Here is a 17,307-nt window from a genome sequence, read left to right as displayed (position 1 = left end):
ATTTTGAATTTGAAAATTCTGGAATTAAGGAAATTTTATTTTCATGATATAACAACTTAAGTAATTTAAAAAAAATTAAAATGCCAAAAAAAAGAAAATATATAAGTCATAAAAATGATTTGAAACTGATGGAAATCGGAAGATTGATCCTTCGTTTCATGAATGCTAATGCATCAAAAATTTATAATTATAAGCAGATTGCTGACGGAATAGACTACAAAAATCCAAGACAAAGGGAACTTGTCATCCAGGCGCTGCATAAACTTCAGGGATCTGAAAAGATCAAAGAAGTAGAAAGAGGAAAGTATATCGTAAACCTGAAAATTGCAGGAACGTTAACTGGAATTATTGATTTCAACCAAAGCGGAAATGCTTACGTTAATGTAGAAGGATTAGAAGATGATGTTTTCGTTCATTCTAAAAATGTAAAGGATGCGCTTCAGGGAGATAAGGTTCTTATTATAACTTATCATTATAAAGGAAAGAAACTTGAAGGGTCTGTTTTGGAGGTTTTGGAAAGAAACAGAACAGAGTTTGTGGGTACATTTCAGAAGGTGGCTCACAAGGATTTCGGATTTGTGGTTTGTGATAAAAAATCAATCAATACAGATATCTTTATTCCAAAAGGAAAATTCAATAATGCTGAGGATGGAGATAAGGTCATTGTTAAGATGACAGAATGGAAACCTGGAAATAAAAATCCTGAAGGTGAAATCACACAGGTATTAGGTGCTCCGGGAGAACATGAAACAGAGATCCACTCTATTCTTGCAGAATATGGTTTGCCTTATGAATTTCCACAGGAAGTAGAACTGGATGCAGATAAAATTGACAGAAGTATCACGGATGAAGAGGTAGCAAAACGTTGGGATATGCGTAATATCTGTACGTTTACTATAGACCCTAAAGATGCGAAAGATTTTGATGATGCTTTATCCATAAGAAAACTGGAAAACGGGAACTGGGAAATCGGGGTTCATATTGCTGATGTGTCCCATTATGTAGTTCCGGGAACTATTTTGGATGATGAAGCGTATCAGAGAGCAACTTCAGTTTATTTAGTAGACAGGGTGGTTCCAATGCTTCCAGAGGTGTTAAGTAATGATGTGTGCTCCCTTCGCCCAAATGAAGATAAATATACCTTCTCTGCAGTTTTTGAGCTGAATGATCAGGCAGAGATCCAGAAACAATGGTTTGGAAGAACAGTAATACATTCAGACAGAAGATTTACTTATGAGGAAGCTCAGGAACGTATTGAAACCGGCCAGGGTGATTTAGCTGAGGAAATTAATGTTCTGGACAGGCTGGCTAAGATCATGCGTAACGAGCGTATCAGAAAAGGGGCCATTACTTTTGACAGAAGTGAAGTAAGATTCAACCTGGATGAAAATAATGAGCCGGTTGGAGTGTACTTTAAAATCAGTAAAGACTCCAATCACCTGATCGAAGAATTTATGCTTTTAGCCAATAAAAAAGTATCAGAATTTGTATCTCTTACAAGAAAAGGAGAAATTACTCAAAATACATTTATTTACAGGGTTCACGATGATCCGGATCCTGCTAAACTCGAATCGTTAAGAGACTTTGTTTCTACCTTCGGATATAAGATGAACCTTGCCAATACCAAAAAGGTTGCAGAATCTTTGAATAAGCTTCTTCATGATGTAAAAGGAAAAGGAGAAGAAAACATGATTGAAACCCTTGCCATGAGAAGTATGAGTAAGGCGGTATATTCTACGGAGCCAATAGGTCACTACGGATTAGGATTTGAATATTATACCCACTTCACCTCTCCTATCCGTCGTTATCCGGATTTAATTGCTCACCGTCTTCTTCAGCATTATCTTGATGGTGGAAAATCCCCAAGCAGACCGGAACTGGAAGAAAAAGCAAAACACTGCAGTTCTATGGAAAGACTGGCGGCTGATGCAGAAAGAGATTCTATCAAGTTCATGCAGGTGAAATTCATGGAAAAACATCTTGGTGAAACTTTCACAGGGGTTATTTCCGGAGTGGCTGAATTTGGATTCTGGGTAGAAATTCCTGAAAACGGAGCTGAAGGTCTTATCAAATTAAGAGATCTGGTAGATGATTCTTATATGTATGATGCTAAAACACATGCTGTATACGGGGTAAGACACGGAAATAAATACCAGTTGGGAGATCAGGTTCAGATTAAAGTTGTAAAAGCAAACCTGATCCAAAAGCAGTTAGACTTTAAGATTGTTGATTAATATCAGAATCAAAAAAATAAAAATAAAATAATACGAGGTTGTTCCAGAATGGAATAACCTCTTTATTTTTCAGAGAATTTCAGAATAGTATTATAAGCAGCATTCGTTGGCTTATACTGTCATAACTTCCCTATCCCAGCTTCCCGCTTTGTCTCAAAAAATCTTAAACAAAATAAAGTTGATATATAACATCTTTATTGAATAATTAAATCATAAAGTATAACTTTGTATAAAACGGAATGAATTTTTTTTCATTTTAAAATTGATTAAATGCTTGAACTTGTACTATCTGCCATTATTTTAGGATTCATGTTGAGTCTGGTTTTTATAGGACCTATATTCTTCCTGTTAATAGAGACCAGCTTCTCGAGAGGCCCAAAACATGCCTTATCATTGGATCTTGGAGTCATCACTGCAGATTTACTGTGTATTGTAGCAGCCTATTATGCCAGTGCAGATATTGTTACCCTCATAGATAAACATCCGGGATTTTACAGGATCACTTCTATTCTGATTTTTGTTTACGGGATTGTGATGCTGGTAACAAAAACCAAAATGCATATGCCTGGCGAAGACAAGATCATTAGCCAAAACTATATTAAAACCTTTTTTAATGGTTTTTTCTTTAATCTTTTAAATGTTGGAGTCATCCTTTTCTGGCTGGTAACGGTAATTTCCGTAAGGAATCAATATCCGGACACCAGCAGTTTTATTTTATATATAGGCATTGTCATCGGAACTTACCTTTGTATTGACCTTGCCAAAATATTTCTGGCCAAGCAATTTCATGACAAGCTTACCCAGAAACTCGCCAATCAGATCAGAAGAGTTGTAGGAGTGATTCTTATTATTTTCAGTTTCTTTATCTTCCTGCAGAGCTTTAAAAAGTTCAACCAGTTCGACAGACGCCTTGAAGAAGCCGAGAAAAAAGAAGTAAAATATCAACAAACAAAATGAAAAAAATTATCTTTCCAAAAGCTCTTAAAAAAGGAGCCAAAATAGCTGTTATTTCCCCTGCAGGAGCTGTAGATGCTTCACAACTTGAAAAGGGAATAAAATTGATTAAAAGTAAAGGATTTGAACCTGTCTTAGGAGAACATCTGTACACTAAATTTTCAAACGGATATAATTACGCCGGAACAGAAAAGGAAAGAATAAAAGATATCAACTGGGCTTTAAACGATAAAGAAATTGGTGCTATCTGGGCTTCAAGAGGTGGTTACGGATGTCAGCACCTGATCCAGCATCTTAAGTTGAAAAACTTCACAGAAAATCCAAAATGGTATATCGGATATTCTGATAACACGGTAATCCAAAGCTACCTGTTGAAAAAAGGATATGCTTCCATCCACGGACAAACCATCAAAACATCCAGTTTTGGAGTAACTGATGAAAGTTATGATCTGATATTCGATATTCTAAAAGGAAAAACACCTAAATACAGCCTAAAATCTCATTCATTAAATAAAAAAGGGAATATTGAGGGAGAATTGGTTGGAGGGAATTTAGCCCTTATCTATGCCCTTCTGGGAACCAAATATTCTTTCGACTTTAAAGATAAGATCTTATTCATAGAAGATATCGGAGAAAACTTCTATGCTCTTGACCGTATGATTATGAGTCTTGAACTGGCAGGAGTTTTTACTAAAATCAAAGGGCTTATCGTAGGTGGAATGACCAATATGGGTGACGAAAAAGATAATAAAGAGTATGAAGCCAGCTTTGATGAGTTTGCCTATAAATTGATCTCTGAGAGAATCTCAAAATATAAATTCCCTGTAGTATTCGGATTTCCAAATGGGCATATCAAAGACAACAGACCGCTCTTAATCGGTGGAACTGTTAAGGTTAAAATTGATGCTAAAGTTAAGGTTGAGTTTTAAAGCACTCTCCTACTTTATTCTTAAAACGTAAGGCATGGCTGATCATAACGACTTTGGAAAAATAGCTGAAGATATGGCTGCTGATTTTCTTCAAAAAAGTGGATATAAAATCCTGACCAGAAACTTCAGATTTCAAAAAGCTGAAATTGATATCATTGCTGAAAAAGCTGAGCTTATTATTATTGTAGAAGTAAAAGCAAGATCCACAGATGTCTTTATGCTGCCACAGGAAGCGGTGAACAAAACAAAGATCAGATCTATAGTTCTGGCAGCAAACCATTATCTGGAAGAATTTGATAAGCAGAATGAGGTGAGGTTTGATATCATTTCCGTCATACCGGATGAAGATAAAAACTTAGTAATAGATCATATCATTGATGCTTTCCTGGCATTCGATGCAAACTAACCAATTAAAAAAATAATACATAATGTACCAGTATAAAAGCATATCAATGTAACCCCAAAGATCATACATTGGTAAATTGTTATACTGATACATTGTTAGATTCAAAAAATAATCAGTTTTATGAAAACAATATTAATCACCGGAGCTACTTCCGGAATCGGTAAATCTACGGCAGAGCTGCTGGCAAAGCAAGGGAACAGAATCATCATTTGCGGAAGAAGAAATGAAGTACTGGAATCTTTAAAGAAAGAATTATCTCAATTTACCGAAATATTTAGTTTAAAGTTTGATGTCAGGAATCTTGAAGAAGTGGAAACCGCGATTAGTTCGCTTCCAAAAGAATGGAAAGATATTGACGTTCTGATTAATAATGCAGGGAATGCACATGGGCTTGATCCTATCTCATCTGGTAAGACTGATGACTGGGATTCTATGATTGATGGGAATGTGAAGGGGCTTCTTTATGTTTCCAAAATGATTATTCCAGATATGAAAACTAAAAAATTAGGTCATATTATAAACATAAGCTCTGTAGCAGCAAGACAAACCTATGCCAATGGAGTAGTGTACTGTGCTACCAAGAAAGCAGTAGATGTTATTTCTGAAGGAATGAGATTAGAACTTACTGAATTCGGAATTAAAGTAACCAATATCCAGCCCGGAGCTGTGGAAACAGATTTTTCATTGGTAAGATTCAAAGGAGACAGCGAAAAAGCTGCAACAGTGTACGCAGGGTATGAGCCATTAAAAGCCGAAGATATTGCAGATGCCATTGCCTATTGTATAAACGCTCCAAAACATGTTACCATCGCGGATATGTGTATTTATCCAAGTGCTCAGGCTGAACCAAGAACGATCTATAAAAAATAGTATCAAAATAAAGGACTAAATTTGCAGAAAATTTCAATGGCAATTTTGCTTTTCTGCAAGGTTGCTATTTAGCTTAAAATAAGAAAATGAAAATTCTATATCTTGAAACATCATCTAAAAACTGTTCAGTAGCCGTATCCGATAACGAAAAGCTGCTGTGCATATGTGAAGAAGTTTCTGAAAACTATAAACAATCCGAAAGCCTTCATACCTATGTAGAATGGGCACTGGAAGGGGCAGGAATTTCACTGAAAGAGATTGAAGCAGTTTCCTTGGGTAAAGGACCAGGTTCTTATACCGGATTAAGAATTGGCGCTGCCTCAGCAAAAGGGTTCTGCTATGGGTTGAAAGTGCCGTTTATTGCTGTTAATTCTCTTGAAAGCATGATAGAGCCGTTTTTAGGACAAAACTATGAGCTGATAGTGCCATTGATCGATGCGAGGAGAATGGAGGTTTATACGGCTATTTATGACGGTTCTACTGGGAAAGAACTCTCTGCAACTGAAGCCAAAATTTTAGATGAAAATTCTTTTGAAGAATTTAAAGACAAAAAAGTGGTTTTTGTGGGTGACGGAGCCAAGAAAGCTAAAGATATTTTAAATCTACCCAATGCAGACTTCAGGGAAGATATTTACCCGTCTGCACAATATCTGATTAAAAAGACACTGGAGAAAATAGAAAAGAAAGAATTTGAAGATATGGCTTACTTTGAGCCCTTTTATCTTAAAGACTTTCATGGGGTAAAGAAAAAAGGCTCATAGAGCTTAAACTTGAAAACAGGAATTAAAAAAGCGAAGAATATATCTTCGCTTTTTATTTTATTGTTTTTGTGGTCCGTCCGGAACATTCTTATTTCTTAATTTAGGTTTTTCAACTTTTTGTTGAGGAAGACTGTCCATATTTGTTGTCGGTTGTACCTGTTTAAGATCCGAATCCTTGACTTTTAAATTTCCCTGACTGTTAAAATTCCCATTGGCTCCATCCGGAATATTTTTATTTTTATTGGTGGATGGAGTAGGAGACACCGGCTGCTGAGGAATAGCATTCCCCTTATTATCCGTAGCCTGAAAGCTGAGATCACTTTTCAGATAATTCAGCATCTCTTTAGCCCTTATACCTTCTGGTGTTTTGGAATAATTTAAAGCAATCTGTTCAAGCTGGAGAATCATCACTTCCTTTCCACTGGCTTTTCCTGTATTAAATGCATTTAAAAGATATAATTTCGGCACTAATGCATCTTTCGGATACTTCTGGATGGTTTGATCAATAACCTCCTTACTTTCTGTGAATTTCTCAGATTCATATAGAGCATAGGCTCGTTTATATTCATTCTCAACTTCCTCTGTTGATTTTACAAATGAATTGTTTTTAGGATTTCTTGCAAATTCAGCATAAGAAGTATAAGGATAATCGGATAACAGGATTTGTTTGGCTCTTTCAGCGGCCTGTGGAGTTTTCTCGTAATTCATCGCGAAAATCTCATACAATGCCTGTAGCATTACCTTTTCTTCAGGTTTTACATCTACAAGATCATACAAAGTTTTGGTGGCCAGTGGTGTATTGGTAAAATAGTTCTGATACATAATACCAAGTCCCAGAGATGCAGTATCTCTATCCTTTTTAAGCTGTGCAAGTCTTTCCTGATTCGTTGGAATTTGCTCAATATAATAAGCGGGTTCAAAACGTCTCGGATTAGGAGCATTAGTTACCCCAAGAGCTTCACTTTTCATATCTTCAATAGAAGCCATTTTCTTGGAAAAACGCCAGTTATCAGAAAGGGCTCTTTCTCCCCATATCTGCTTAAATGAAGAAGTTCCCTTACTTACAGTTCCGGTATTGTTGAAGTAAAAACCTTTTGTAGTTACCCCAAAATCCTCAAAAGAATTAGAATTGCTGTTGGCAAAAATAGAATTTGCATTATAATCGCCGGTGTCAAACCCTTTGTTTCGTTCCGCACGTTTTCTTTCCTGTTCTTCTTTCTCTTCTTTAATCTTTAATTTGGCTATATATTTTGAGAAAAAATCAGTTCTTTGAGCATTATCCATCTTGGCCAAAGAAAGGATACTGTCATTCTTTTTGATCAGGTAATAGTTCTTAGAGATTTTTTTTATGTAGGCAGACTGATCCTTTAACAAAATCTTTGAAGGTTCATAGGTCATCACAGCAAGAGCTGAATCATAATAAATCCCAGCACCAATATAGTCGTTCTTTTCAAGATAACTTTTTCCTATCTCATAATACGTCAAACCACGAATCTGAGGGTCAGAAACCTTTTCAAATAAAGATTTTCTGAAGAATTGCTGTGCTTCATCCTGTTTTCCTGCTTTATTGGCCATCAATCCTAAGGCATAGTAAAATTCATTTTTCCTGGAACCATAGGTCCCTTTCTTACTGATCCCTTCCAGATAGTTTTTAGCCCCGTTATAATCTCCCTTACCATTGAACGTTTTGGCAATGGCAATCTGAGATTTTACTTCAAATTCAAAATCATTGGAATATTTGTAAGCCGCTGTATAACTTTCTCTTGCCTTATCGTTTTGTCCCAGATTTTCAAGAACCTGGCCTCTTAGATAAGCAATTCTGCTCTTCAGTTTTCGGTTGGAGTTTAATTCAAAAGCAATATCAAGTTCTTTGGCTGCGTCTTCTTTTTTTCCGGCATCCAAAAGTGATTCTGCGTAATAAATACTCAATAGCTTGGCATAAGTCTTATTAATTCCGTCACTCTTTAATTTAGCAAAAGTTTCATGAGCCCTGTGGTAGTCTTTGATTTTATCATAAGCCACCCCTTGATAAATTCTTGCCAGCGGAACCCTTTTGTCATCCTTCATATGAGTGAAGACATAATTAAGAGCATCCAGTGCTTCTAACGGTTTATTTCTATAGATTCTGGATTGCGCAAGGATAATATAGGCATCAAAAATCTGTTTGTTTTTTTCTTCACCGTTTCTTGTAACAGAATACTTATTAATTGCTTTTAATGCTTTTGCTTCAGCAATTTCCAAAGTTGTAGCCCCTTTGGTAGTTGTTGCATCATCAGGATTGGCAGAATCATTTACAGGGCCGTTTGGCATATTCGGGATTCCGGAGTTTCTTCCGGATGGCCTGTTCACAACCTCTGCCATTTTCATGGAGTTTTCTGCAAAAGCTGCTGATTGTCCCAGATCACTTCCTAAAGGTTGTTCCTCAAAGGTAAGAATAGGAATATAAGGTGCATAAAAATTATCCTTATGGCCTTTATCTCTGGCTGTAAATTCACTGTTTAATGCATCCTTGGCATTAAAGAGAGTGTTGTAATATGTGGAAAACCCTTTCAGGAGTTTGGAACGCTGCTCCGGCTTCTTTGTTTTGGTAGCACAAGAAGCAATGAGACAAATCACTAAAAGGAACAATATATTCTTTTTCATTATTCAATATAACTCGCTAATCTGCTTTTTATTATCAGCAGTTTGATGATTTTGTAAAAATAATAAAATTTTATAATGAATAATATTTATATTTCTCCCGGAAATATTTTATTTCATCTTTATGGAGGTCAGAAACCGCTATGGTTTTTAAATAACAGAGATCTCTTTTAAAATTTTGTAAACAAGATGGGTTGGAAGTCCCATAATCGTATAAAAACTACCTGTAAGGCTCTTAATTTTTGCCATTCCCAACCATTCCTGAATCCCATAGCTTCCGGCTTTATCAAATGGTTTATACTTTTGAATATAATACTGGATTTCTTCATCTGTAATCTCATCAAAAGTTACATCAGCAACATCAGTTTCCGTAAATGTCTTATCTGCAGTTTTGATCGTAATTCCTGTATACACTTGGTGAGTTCTTCCGGAAAGACTTCTAAGCATATTGCAGGCATCCGTTTCATCGGTTGGTTTACCCAGAATCTGCTGGTCTATGGCCACAACAGTATCTGCAGTCAATAAAACTTCATCAGCTATAAGACTTCTGAAAGCATCAGCTTTTAATTCAGCCAGATAAGCAGCTGCATTTTCTATATTGATGTGTTCAGGGATAATTTCCTCACAGTCTATTTTTACCACTTCAAATTCAAAACCAAGGCTGGAAAGCAACTCTTTTCTTCTTGGTGATTGGGAGGCTAGAAGTAATTTCATAAGCGCAGTTATATAGATTGGGTATTATCATCATGCCAGTTCCCCTGAACTTTCATTACCTGTTCAATAACATCGCGTACAGCACCGCTTCCTCCTTTTTTCGGAGAAATATAATCAGAAATTCCCTTTACTTCAGGAACTGCATTTTCAGGGCATGCTGCAATTGCAGAACTTTCCATGATATGAATATCCGGAAGATCATCTCCCATAGTCAGAATTTCCTCGTTCTTAAGGTTGTATTTCTTTTTAAAATCTTCAAAATCCTCAATTTTATTGTGGGACTTCGGATAATAATCCTGAATACCAAGGTAATTGATTCTGTGTTTTACCATTTCATCGTTACCTCCTGTTATTACCCCTATTAAATAATTGTTTTTTAAAGCTTTAACAACTGCGTAGCCATCCAGTACATTCATAACTCTACACATATTTCCGCCAGGCATCAGATAAACGCTTCCATCGGTGAAAACTCCGTCTACATCAAATACAAAGGCTTTGATATCCTTTAATTTCTCTTTATAACTCATACATTTTTTGAATAGAATGATTCATTGTCTTATAAATGGTAAGACTTTCTTCGTTTCGTAATAATTGCTCATGTAATTCCAGTACTCTAAGGTCATTTCTTACAGCCGGGCCTGTCTGGGCCATTTTAGGCTCTATCTCATGGATTTTCTGAACCGTTTCATCTATCAGCGGTAAAAAATATTCAAAAGGGATTTCCTGGGAATCTGAAATTTCTTTAGCTCTGGAAAAAAGATGATTCACAAAGTTGCAGGCAAAAACTGCTGTTAAATGAATATACTTTCTTTTTTCATGAGTACTTTCCATTACATTTTTTGAAATCCTTGAAGCCAGATCAAAGAGGATTTTTGTATCCTTTTCATTCTCGGCTTCAATGAAAAACGGAATCTTTTCGTATTCCAGTTCTTTGGATTTTGAAAAGGTCTGTAAAGGATAAAAACTTGCCTTTCTGTATTCTCCACTCAAAGTCTCCTTTGGGAGTGAACCCGAAGTGTGGGCAACCAGGCAGTCTTGTTTGGTAATTAATTTCGAGACTTCCCCTACGGAATTGTCACTTACACAGATAATATACAGATCTGCATCTTCCAGATGTTCTGCAGAATAAGGAATATTCAGCTCTTCAGAAATTTTACTCAATTCTTTTTCGTTCCGCCCAAAAATCTGAGCAAGGAAAATACCCTTCAAACTAAAGGCTTTTGCCATATGGTAAGCCACATTTCCGGAACCGATAATTACAATTTGCATCTAACAAATATAAGATTTTAACCCGATCCGGAAAAGGAAGAACAGCACAGAAACGCCAAACTTAAATATGGGCACGTTTATTGCGTAACTGTCTCATATTATTTTTAATATTTAAACTGAAAATTGAATATTTAATTTAACTTTCAGTTATTTTTGTAATCCAAAACAGTGAAAGGCATCTTATGAAGATTAAGGACGCGGAAATTATTTCGTTGATGCAGAATCCACGGACACAGAATGAAGGTGTTCGTGCCTTGATGGATGCCTATCAAAGCAGATTGTACTGGCACATTAGAAGAATTATTGTGGACGGAGATCTTGCCCAGGATACTTTGCAGGAAACTTTTATTAAAGCTTATCAGAATTTTCATCAGTTTAAAAACGATAGCCAGCTGTATACCTGGCTGTACAGGATTGCAACCAACGAAGCACTGCAGCAGGTTAATAAACTGAAGAAAATGCAGAAAACAGATGAAGATCCGGAGTATCATATGCAGAATCTTGTGGCCGATAATGTGGAAGGAGATGCTGAAGAAATACAGATTTTATTGCAGAACGCCATACAGAGCCTGCCGGAAAAGCAGAAACTGGTATTTATGATGCGGTATTATGATGATTTACCCTATGAAGAAATATCTAAGATTGTAGATATGTCGGTAGGAACTTTGAAGACAAATTATCATTATGCCAAACAGAAAATAGAAGAGTATATTAAAGAAAATTACGAAAGATAATTTTTGAGAAAACAAAGATGAAAGAGTTCGATATAGAAAAACTAGAACGTAAAAACATTTACACAGTCCCTGAAAATTTGTTTGAAAATATTCAGGAGAGGGTTATGAATGATATAAAGCCGGAGCAAAAAGCGCCTGCGCCGGTCTTTAAGTTAAATTGGATGTATGCAGCGGCTGCATCACTGGCTTTGATCTTTGGAGTAACTTTCATTTTTAATTCCAATAATGATTCAGTGGATAAAAATCTGAATTCAAAAGAAGCGTATGTTCTTCATAAAGGAGAGCCCACAACAGAAGCAGAACTTGCTTATGAAACATTGAAAAGTGATTTAACTTCTGTTGAAAATAATAATCAAACAGTTGGAAATCAGAAAAATAATACTTCTTTTGCAGTGAAAGGCGAAGGAGAAAATGAAAAAGAAACTGTTTCACAAAAAATAGTAAAACCCGTAAACAAAAAAGAAGAAACACGGATGAATGAATATCTGGACTCGTTCTCCAATTCTGAAATTGCAGAACTAGCGAGCAATTCTACTCAGGATGTTTATTTGGATTTATATAATTAATAAAGAAAGATGAAAAAGATACTATTGACGTTTTTTATTATTTATGGTTTTAGTCTTGGCTTAAATGCCCAAAGAACAGATTATGACTGGAAAAAGATGGATCCTAAACAAAGGAAGGAAGTCATCAATAATCTTTCTCCTGAAGAAAGAAAGGAACTCCTTAAAAAATTCAGGAATAATATGATTATGGATAATCTGAATGTGGATCCTGGAGATAAAGCAGAATTTACTCAGCTTTATAACGAATATCTTGACAGTCAGAAACAGATAAAAAGTCAATTTGATCCAGGCTTTAATCCCGAAACTTTATCAGATGATGAAGCCAAAGCTAAATTACAACAAAGCTTTGAAATAGGGCAGAAGCTTTTGGATAACAGAAAGAAATATGCAGAGAAAATGCAGCAGGTGATTCCCTGCCAGAAAGTTCTGAAGCTGTTTCAGTCTGAGGGAATGATGAGAGATAAAATGAATGAAAGAAAACCTCATGTACATAATAACGCTACGGGACCTAAACAAAACCCATAATAGTTTATTTTTTTAATGTTGGACGGCTCTTACAAATCTTTTTGTGAGAGCCGTTTAATTTTCTCTTTAAATCAATACTTTTGCGCGAAAATTATTCATGAAAAAAATAATAATGGCAGTTTCATGATCAGCACAAAAAAAAGAAGTTGTTATAGAAGTGATACAAATGATAATGCTTCGGAAATACCGAATGTATTCATAGATTCCATTAACAGGAAACTAATTTTATAGTAATTAAAAGAAAAGATATTCACTGTCTTTATAGATTTTACCGGCTATTTTAAATAAATTGATACAATAAGATAATGAAAGACAATAATCTCTCGCTTTTTTTTATCTTTGCAAATTACAAGATTCTTAAATGAAAAACATACGAAATTTTTGCATAATCGCTCATATCGACCACGGTAAAAGTACCCTGGCAGACCGTCTTTTGGAGTATACAAACACTGTTACTCAAAGAGAATTACAGTCTCAGACGCTAGATGATATGGATTTGGAAAAAGAACGTGGGATTACTATCAAGTCTCACGCGATCCAGATGGATTATGAATATAAAGGAGAAAAATATATTCTAAACCTGATTGATACACCTGGACACGTAGACTTCTCTTATGAAGTTTCCCGTTCTATTGCTGCCTGTGAAGGAGCGCTTCTTATTGTAGATGCTGCACAAAGTATTCAGGCACAGACCATCAGTAATTTGTATTTAGCATTGGAAAATGACTTAACGATCATTCCGATTTTGAATAAAATTGACCTTCCGTCTGCAAACCCTGAAGAAGTAACTGATGAGATCATGAATCTTATCGGATGCGAATATGAAGATGTATTGAGAGTTTCAGGAAAAACAGGAGAAGGAGTTCATCACTTACTGGAGCAGATCGTGGAAAGAATTCCTGCGCCGGTAGGAGATCCTGACGCACCGCTTCAGGCTTTGATCTTTGACTCTGTTTATAACCCATTCAGAGGAATTGAAGCTTATTTCAAAGTAGTGAACGGAAGCATTACTAAAAATGAAAAAATCAAATTCTTTGCTACAGGAAAAGAATACGGGGCAGATGAGGTAGGAACCCTTAAACTGAAACAGGTTCCAAAGAAAACAATCGAGTGTGGTGATGTAGGATACTTGGTTTCAGGGATCAAAGATGCACGTGAAGTAAAAGTAGGGGATACCATTACTTCTTTTGAGAAGCCGGCTGCAGCTCCTATTGATGGATTTGAAGAGGTGAAACCAATGGTATTTGCCGGTATTTATCCTATTGATTCTGAAGATTTTGAAGAATTAAGATTCTCCCTTGAAAAGTTAAGATTGAATGATGCTTCTTTGGTTTTCGAACCAGAAAGTTCTGCTGCTCTTGGTTTCGGATTCCGTTGCGGATTCTTGGGAATGCTTCACATGGAAATTGTTCAGGAACGTCTGGATAGAGAGTTCAATATGAACGTTATCACCACGGTTCCGAACGTATCTTATTTTGGATATACTAAAAAGGAACCAGAAGTTCCTATCATGATCAATAACCCATCTGAAATGATGGATCCTTCCACAATGGATAGAGTAGAAGAACCTTATATTAAGGCTTCTATCATTACAAAATCTGACTTTGTAGGAGCTGTAATGACTTTATGTATTGAGAAAAGAGGAGAAATTGTTAACCAGAGCTATTTAACATCAGAAAGAGTTGAATTAATCTTCAATATGCCTCTTGCTGAGGTTGTTTTCGACTTCTATGACAGATTAAAATCAATCTCAAAAGGATATGCATCATTTGATTACCACCCGATCGGATTCAGAGCTTCCAAGCTTGTAAAAATGGATATTTTGATTAACGGTGATATGGTAGATGCCCTTTCATCTTTGATTCATGACAGTAATGCTTACCACATTGGTAAGAAGATGTGTGAAAAGCTTCGTGAGCTGATTCCGAGACAACAGTTTGATATTGCTGTTCAGGCGGCATTGGGAACAAAAGTTATTGCAAGAGAAACCATCAAAGCTTTAAGAAAAGACGTTACCGCAAAATGTTACGGTGGAGATATTTCCAGAAAGCGTAAGCTATTGGAAAAGCAGAAAGAAGGTAAGAAGAAGATGAAGCAAATCGGTAGAGTGGAAGTTCCACAATCTGCATTCATGGCTGTACTAAAGCTGAACGACTAATTCATTATAAAACAAAAACCGCTTCCATTAAGAAGCGGTTTTCTTATTTTTACTTTTTGCGGGTGAATTTTATTTCCATTGTTTTCATTTCCTTTCCTGTTTTAGGATTAGGTCCATACATTTCCAAAGTATGGTTATTATCATCTGTAAACGTATAAACTTCTCTTACTTCACATTCTTTGCCAGGCTGACTTGGATCTGTCATTTTGCCTTTAAAATCAATTGATTTCTTTGATGGATTCCAATCTCCTTCTGCATGCATCAAGCCTGTTCCCATGTTGTCTATCCACGTGCTTACAAACTTTTTCTTGGCATTATCATAGCCCATGATGCTCATTCCTTCAAAGGGCATTCCCATGAAATTACCTTTGTAATTGCTTACCTGATAACGGCCTTCAAAGATCATTTTATTAGTACATTCAGAAGTGGAAGTTGCTGCTTTTCCACTGTCGTCCATCCACATACTGGTAGCACCGGTCCAGTTTCCATCAAATTTGGCTAACATTTTATGCATGTCACCCGGAGTGGCAAATTCCATCCATGCTTTCATTGCGGTTGCTGAATCCACGGGCTTCCATTCAGAAGCGGCAGCGTTAGAGTCTTTCTTATCTGGATTTTCAGAGTTAGCGGGTTTTCCTTTTTCACATGCTGTAAGTAAAAAACCAATAATGATGATTGCTAGTAAATTTTTCATAAATATTTAGTTTTAAGTTGGTTATAATTATAACTTAAAGGTATGAACTTTTATTATAAGGGAAATGTTTTTTATTTTGTTGATAAATTGTAAATTTGTGTATTCGTAACGCAAATAAATTTATGGAGTCTCCAAAAAAATTACAGGATATCAAAGTAGCGGTAGATGCCGTTATCTTTGGATATTTCGATAAAAAAGATCTTCAAATTCTTTTAATCAAGAGAAATATTGAACCTTTTAAAGGTGGTTGGGCACTTCCGGGAGGCCTTGTTCTGGATGATGAAAATCTGGATGATGCCGTAAAAAGAGAGCTGCATGAAGAAGCAGGTATAAAGCCCGATTTTCTAGAACAACTCTATACATTTGGTAACGTAGGCCGCGATCCTAGAAACAGAGTGGTTTCTGTGGCCTATTTGGGTCTTGTGAACCCTTCCTACCATGAACTCTTTGCGGATTCTGATGCAGATGATGCGCAGTGGTTCAGTGTGAATCAGCTTCCTTCAGTAGCTTTCGATCACAAAAATATCATTGATATTGCTTTAAAAAGACTTCGTACGAAAATTCAATACCAGCCAATCGGCTTTAATCTTCTTAATGAAGAATTTCCTTTCTCAGACCTTGAAAATCTTTACAAAACCATTGTAGGACAGGAAATAGACCGTAGAAACTTCCGCAAAAAAATCATGAGTTATGGTTTGCTTAATGAAACCAATAACGTTAAAAAAGAGGGAAGCGGAAGACCGGGAAAACTGTTTACTTTCAATCAGGAAAAATACAAAGAGCTTGAAGAACAGGGCTTCTACTTTGAAATCAAATAGTTTTTTAACCACAAATAAAACCAATATTTTACACGAATAATCACAAATGTGATGGTTAAAGTGCAATAAAGCACTACCTAAATGTGTGTTATAAAAAATATTCAGAAAATAAATTCAATAGAAACGGGCTAAAGCCCGTTTTTTATGAACAAAAAGTCCATTGGCTTTAGCCGAAGTCTGATAGATGAGTGTCATTTGTACAAAATATTTGTGATATTAGTGTTTTATAAAATTCAAATTTTGTAATTGATAATCAGTTGTTTATACTTATTAGCGTAAAAATAACACAAATATATTTGGCGGATAAAATGATATTGTATTACATTTGTGTATAAATAACACAATATGAAATACACCATACAAACTATTAAAGACAGATTTCAGAAAAAGCAAAGGATAAAGTTTTTGTTTTTCTGGGGACATACAGCTAAGGATGAAATTACGAAATCATGTTTTAGCCAATGGTTTACAGGAAAATTTGAAGAAAATGGAATTGTTTACAAAACGGCAGAACATTATATGATGGCTGGTAAAGCAAGATTATTCAATGATACTGAAATTTTAGAAAAAATATTGCAGGCTCCTAGTCCTAATCAGGCGAAAACTTTGGGAAGAAAGGTAAAAAACTTTGATCCGAAACTCTGGAATGACCATAAATATGAGATTGTAAAACAGGGAAATCTTTTAAAGTTCTCACAGAATAATAAGTATAAAGACTTTCTTTTATCAACAGGAGATAAAATCCTGGTAGAAGCCAGTCCTTACGATACCATTTGGGGAATCGGCATGCTGGAGACAGATTCCAGAGCAGAAAATCCTTTATTATGGAACGGAGAAAACCTTTTAGGATTTGCTTTGATGGAAGTTCGGGATGAATTGAGAGGGTAAAAACACTGAAACGGATTAAAATATGTTTTAAGAACCGATGTAATGTATTCCTGTTAAAATGAATGCAGGAATGATGCATAACTATGTTCTTTTTAATTAGCGTAATAATAACACAAAAAAATGATCAGATATGGAAGATGAATTAAA

General features: G+C 35.7%; 17 protein-coding genes. 12 read left to right on the top strand and 5 right to left on the bottom strand.

What is annotated here, in order from left to right; genetic code table 11:
• Positions 1–80 precede the first annotated feature (80 nt).
• From rnr to tsaB, 6 genes are all read left to right on the top strand, one after another.
• On the top strand, positions 81–2,234 hold the full coding sequence (gene rnr, locus BBH99_RS19665; RefSeq protein ID WP_066699800.1) for a ribonuclease R: 2,154 nt from the start codon (positions 81–83) through the stop codon (positions 2,232–2,234).
• A 270-nt stretch (positions 2,235–2,504) separates the two neighbouring features.
• The gene (locus BBH99_RS19660; RefSeq protein WP_066699797.1) at positions 2,505–3,191 is read left to right on the top strand and encodes a LysE family translocator; all 687 of its coding nucleotides are present in this window, start codon (positions 2,505–2,507) and stop codon (positions 3,189–3,191) included.
• Positions 3,188–4,117 (top strand): S66 peptidase family protein, encoded by a 930-nt coding sequence (locus BBH99_RS19655; protein WP_066699795.1) that lies wholly within the window; start codon positions 3,188–3,190, stop codon positions 4,115–4,117. The genes BBH99_RS19660 and BBH99_RS19655 overlap by 4 nt, the downstream gene beginning before the upstream one ends.
• A gap of 34 nt (positions 4,118–4,151) precedes the next feature.
• Complete coding sequence (locus BBH99_RS19650; protein WP_066699791.1) at positions 4,152–4,523, top strand: YraN family protein; 372 nt, start codon at positions 4,152–4,154, stop codon at positions 4,521–4,523.
• A gap of 120 nt (positions 4,524–4,643) precedes the next feature.
• Positions 4,644–5,393 (top strand): SDR family NAD(P)-dependent oxidoreductase, encoded by a 750-nt coding sequence (locus BBH99_RS19645; RefSeq protein WP_066699789.1) that lies wholly within the window; start codon positions 4,644–4,646, stop codon positions 5,391–5,393.
• Between the two features lie 86 nt (positions 5,394–5,479).
• On the top strand, positions 5,480–6,154 hold the full coding sequence (tsaB, locus tag BBH99_RS19640; RefSeq protein WP_066699787.1) for a tRNA (adenosine(37)-N6)-threonylcarbamoyltransferase complex dimerization subunit type 1 TsaB: 675 nt from the start codon (positions 5,480–5,482) through the stop codon (positions 6,152–6,154).
• 57 nt (positions 6,155–6,211) lie between these two features.
• Here the strand turns inward: tsaB and porW are convergent, their stop codons facing one another.
• From porW to BBH99_RS19620, 4 genes are all read right to left on the bottom strand, one after another.
• Positions 6,212–8,797 (bottom strand): type IX secretion system periplasmic lipoprotein PorW/SprE, encoded by a 2,586-nt coding sequence (gene porW / locus BBH99_RS19635; RefSeq protein ID WP_073300003.1) that lies wholly within the window; start codon positions 8,795–8,797, stop codon positions 6,212–6,214.
• Between the two features lie 147 nt (positions 8,798–8,944).
• The gene (locus BBH99_RS19630; protein WP_066699785.1) at positions 8,945–9,508 is read right to left on the bottom strand and encodes a Maf family protein; all 564 of its coding nucleotides are present in this window, start codon (positions 9,506–9,508) and stop codon (positions 8,945–8,947) included.
• A gap of 8 nt (positions 9,509–9,516) precedes the next feature.
• Entirely contained in the window at positions 9,517–10,035 is a 519-nt protein-coding gene (locus BBH99_RS19625; protein ID WP_066699783.1) for a KdsC family phosphatase, read from the bottom strand.
• Positions 10,025–10,777, bottom strand: a complete 753-nt coding sequence (locus BBH99_RS19620) for a Rossmann-like and DUF2520 domain-containing protein (protein WP_066699781.1) — start codon at positions 10,775–10,777, stop codon at positions 10,025–10,027. The genes BBH99_RS19625 and BBH99_RS19620 overlap by 11 nt, the downstream gene beginning before the upstream one ends.
• 182 nt (positions 10,778–10,959) lie before the next feature.
• On the opposite strand from BBH99_RS19620, the gene BBH99_RS19615 reads away from it, so the two are divergent.
• From BBH99_RS19615 to lepA, 4 genes are all read left to right on the top strand, one after another.
• The gene (locus BBH99_RS19615; RefSeq protein ID WP_066699779.1) at positions 10,960–11,511 is read left to right on the top strand and encodes an RNA polymerase sigma factor; all 552 of its coding nucleotides are present in this window, start codon (positions 10,960–10,962) and stop codon (positions 11,509–11,511) included.
• 17 nt (positions 11,512–11,528) lie between these two features.
• Positions 11,529–12,077, top strand: coding sequence for a hypothetical protein (locus BBH99_RS19610; protein WP_066699777.1), 549 nt, complete (start codon positions 11,529–11,531; stop codon positions 12,075–12,077).
• A 9-nt stretch (positions 12,078–12,086) separates the two neighbouring features.
• Positions 12,087–12,602, top strand: a complete 516-nt coding sequence (locus BBH99_RS19605; protein ID WP_066699775.1) for a hypothetical protein — start codon at positions 12,087–12,089, stop codon at positions 12,600–12,602.
• Positions 12,603–12,963: 361 nt separating this feature from the next.
• Positions 12,964–14,760, top strand: coding sequence for a translation elongation factor 4 (lepA, locus tag BBH99_RS19600; RefSeq protein WP_066699774.1), 1,797 nt, complete (start codon positions 12,964–12,966; stop codon positions 14,758–14,760).
• Between the two features lie 49 nt (positions 14,761–14,809).
• Here the strand turns inward: lepA and BBH99_RS19595 are convergent, their stop codons facing one another.
• Positions 14,810–15,454 (bottom strand): DUF1579 domain-containing protein, encoded by a 645-nt coding sequence (locus BBH99_RS19595; protein ID WP_066699773.1) that lies wholly within the window; start codon positions 15,452–15,454, stop codon positions 14,810–14,812.
• A 122-nt stretch (positions 15,455–15,576) separates the two neighbouring features.
• Here BBH99_RS19595 and BBH99_RS19590 point away from each other — a divergent pair, with 122 nt between their 5' ends.
• Together BBH99_RS19590 and BBH99_RS19585 are read left to right on the top strand one after the other, a co-directional pair.
• Positions 15,577–16,272 (top strand): NUDIX hydrolase, encoded by a 696-nt coding sequence (locus BBH99_RS19590; RefSeq protein ID WP_066699772.1) that lies wholly within the window; start codon positions 15,577–15,579, stop codon positions 16,270–16,272.
• A gap of 345 nt (positions 16,273–16,617) precedes the next feature.
• Complete coding sequence (locus BBH99_RS19585; protein WP_066699771.1) at positions 16,618–17,160, top strand: NADAR family protein; 543 nt, start codon at positions 16,618–16,620, stop codon at positions 17,158–17,160.
• The last annotated feature ends 147 nt before the right edge of the window (positions 17,161–17,307 follow it).

Source organism: Chryseobacterium contaminans (genome assembly GCF_001684955.1).
GTDB classification, from domain to species: Bacteria; Bacteroidota; Bacteroidia; order Flavobacteriales; family Weeksellaceae; genus Chryseobacterium; species Chryseobacterium contaminans.
The sequence above is the reverse complement of the archived record's forward strand: the minus strand, read 5'-3'. Positions and strand labels throughout refer to the sequence as shown.

Coding starts and splice junctions, on each gene's coding strand:
- BBH99_RS19630 (WP_066699785.1), bottom strand. CDS start 9,508: ATGAAATTACTTCTAGCCTCCCAATCACCAAGAAGAAAAGAGTTGCTT.
- rnr (WP_066699800.1), top strand. CDS start 81: ATGCCAAAAAAAAGAAAATATATAAGTCATAAAAATGATTTGAAACTG.
- BBH99_RS19590 (WP_066699772.1), top strand. CDS start 15,577: ATGGAGTCTCCAAAAAAATTACAGGATATCAAAGTAGCGGTAGATGCC.
- BBH99_RS19645 (WP_066699789.1), top strand. CDS start 4,644: ATGAAAACAATATTAATCACCGGAGCTACTTCCGGAATCGGTAAATCT.
- BBH99_RS19610 (WP_066699777.1), top strand. CDS start 11,529: ATGAAAGAGTTCGATATAGAAAAACTAGAACGTAAAAACATTTACACA.
- BBH99_RS19620 (WP_066699781.1), bottom strand. CDS start 10,777: ATGCAAATTGTAATTATCGGTTCCGGAAATGTGGCTTACCATATGGCA.
- BBH99_RS19605 (WP_066699775.1), top strand. CDS start 12,087: ATGAAAAAGATACTATTGACGTTTTTTATTATTTATGGTTTTAGTCTT.
- BBH99_RS19625 (WP_066699783.1), bottom strand. CDS start 10,035: ATGAGTTATAAAGAGAAATTAAAGGATATCAAAGCCTTTGTATTTGAT.
- BBH99_RS19650 (WP_066699791.1), top strand. CDS start 4,152: ATGGCTGATCATAACGACTTTGGAAAAATAGCTGAAGATATGGCTGCT.
- lepA (WP_066699774.1), top strand. CDS start 12,964: ATGAAAAACATACGAAATTTTTGCATAATCGCTCATATCGACCACGGT.
- BBH99_RS19595 (WP_066699773.1), bottom strand. CDS start 15,454: ATGAAAAATTTACTAGCAATCATCATTATTGGTTTTTTACTTACAGCA.
- BBH99_RS19615 (WP_066699779.1), top strand. CDS start 10,960: ATGAAGATTAAGGACGCGGAAATTATTTCGTTGATGCAGAATCCACGG.
- BBH99_RS19660 (WP_066699797.1), top strand. CDS start 2,505: ATGCTTGAACTTGTACTATCTGCCATTATTTTAGGATTCATGTTGAGT.
- porW (WP_073300003.1), bottom strand. CDS start 8,797: ATGAAAAAGAATATATTGTTCCTTTTAGTGATTTGTCTCATTGCTTCT.
- BBH99_RS19585 (WP_066699771.1), top strand. CDS start 16,618: ATGAAATACACCATACAAACTATTAAAGACAGATTTCAGAAAAAGCAA.
- BBH99_RS19655 (WP_066699795.1), top strand. CDS start 3,188: ATGAAAAAAATTATCTTTCCAAAAGCTCTTAAAAAAGGAGCCAAAATA.
- tsaB (WP_066699787.1), top strand. CDS start 5,480: ATGAAAATTCTATATCTTGAAACATCATCTAAAAACTGTTCAGTAGCC.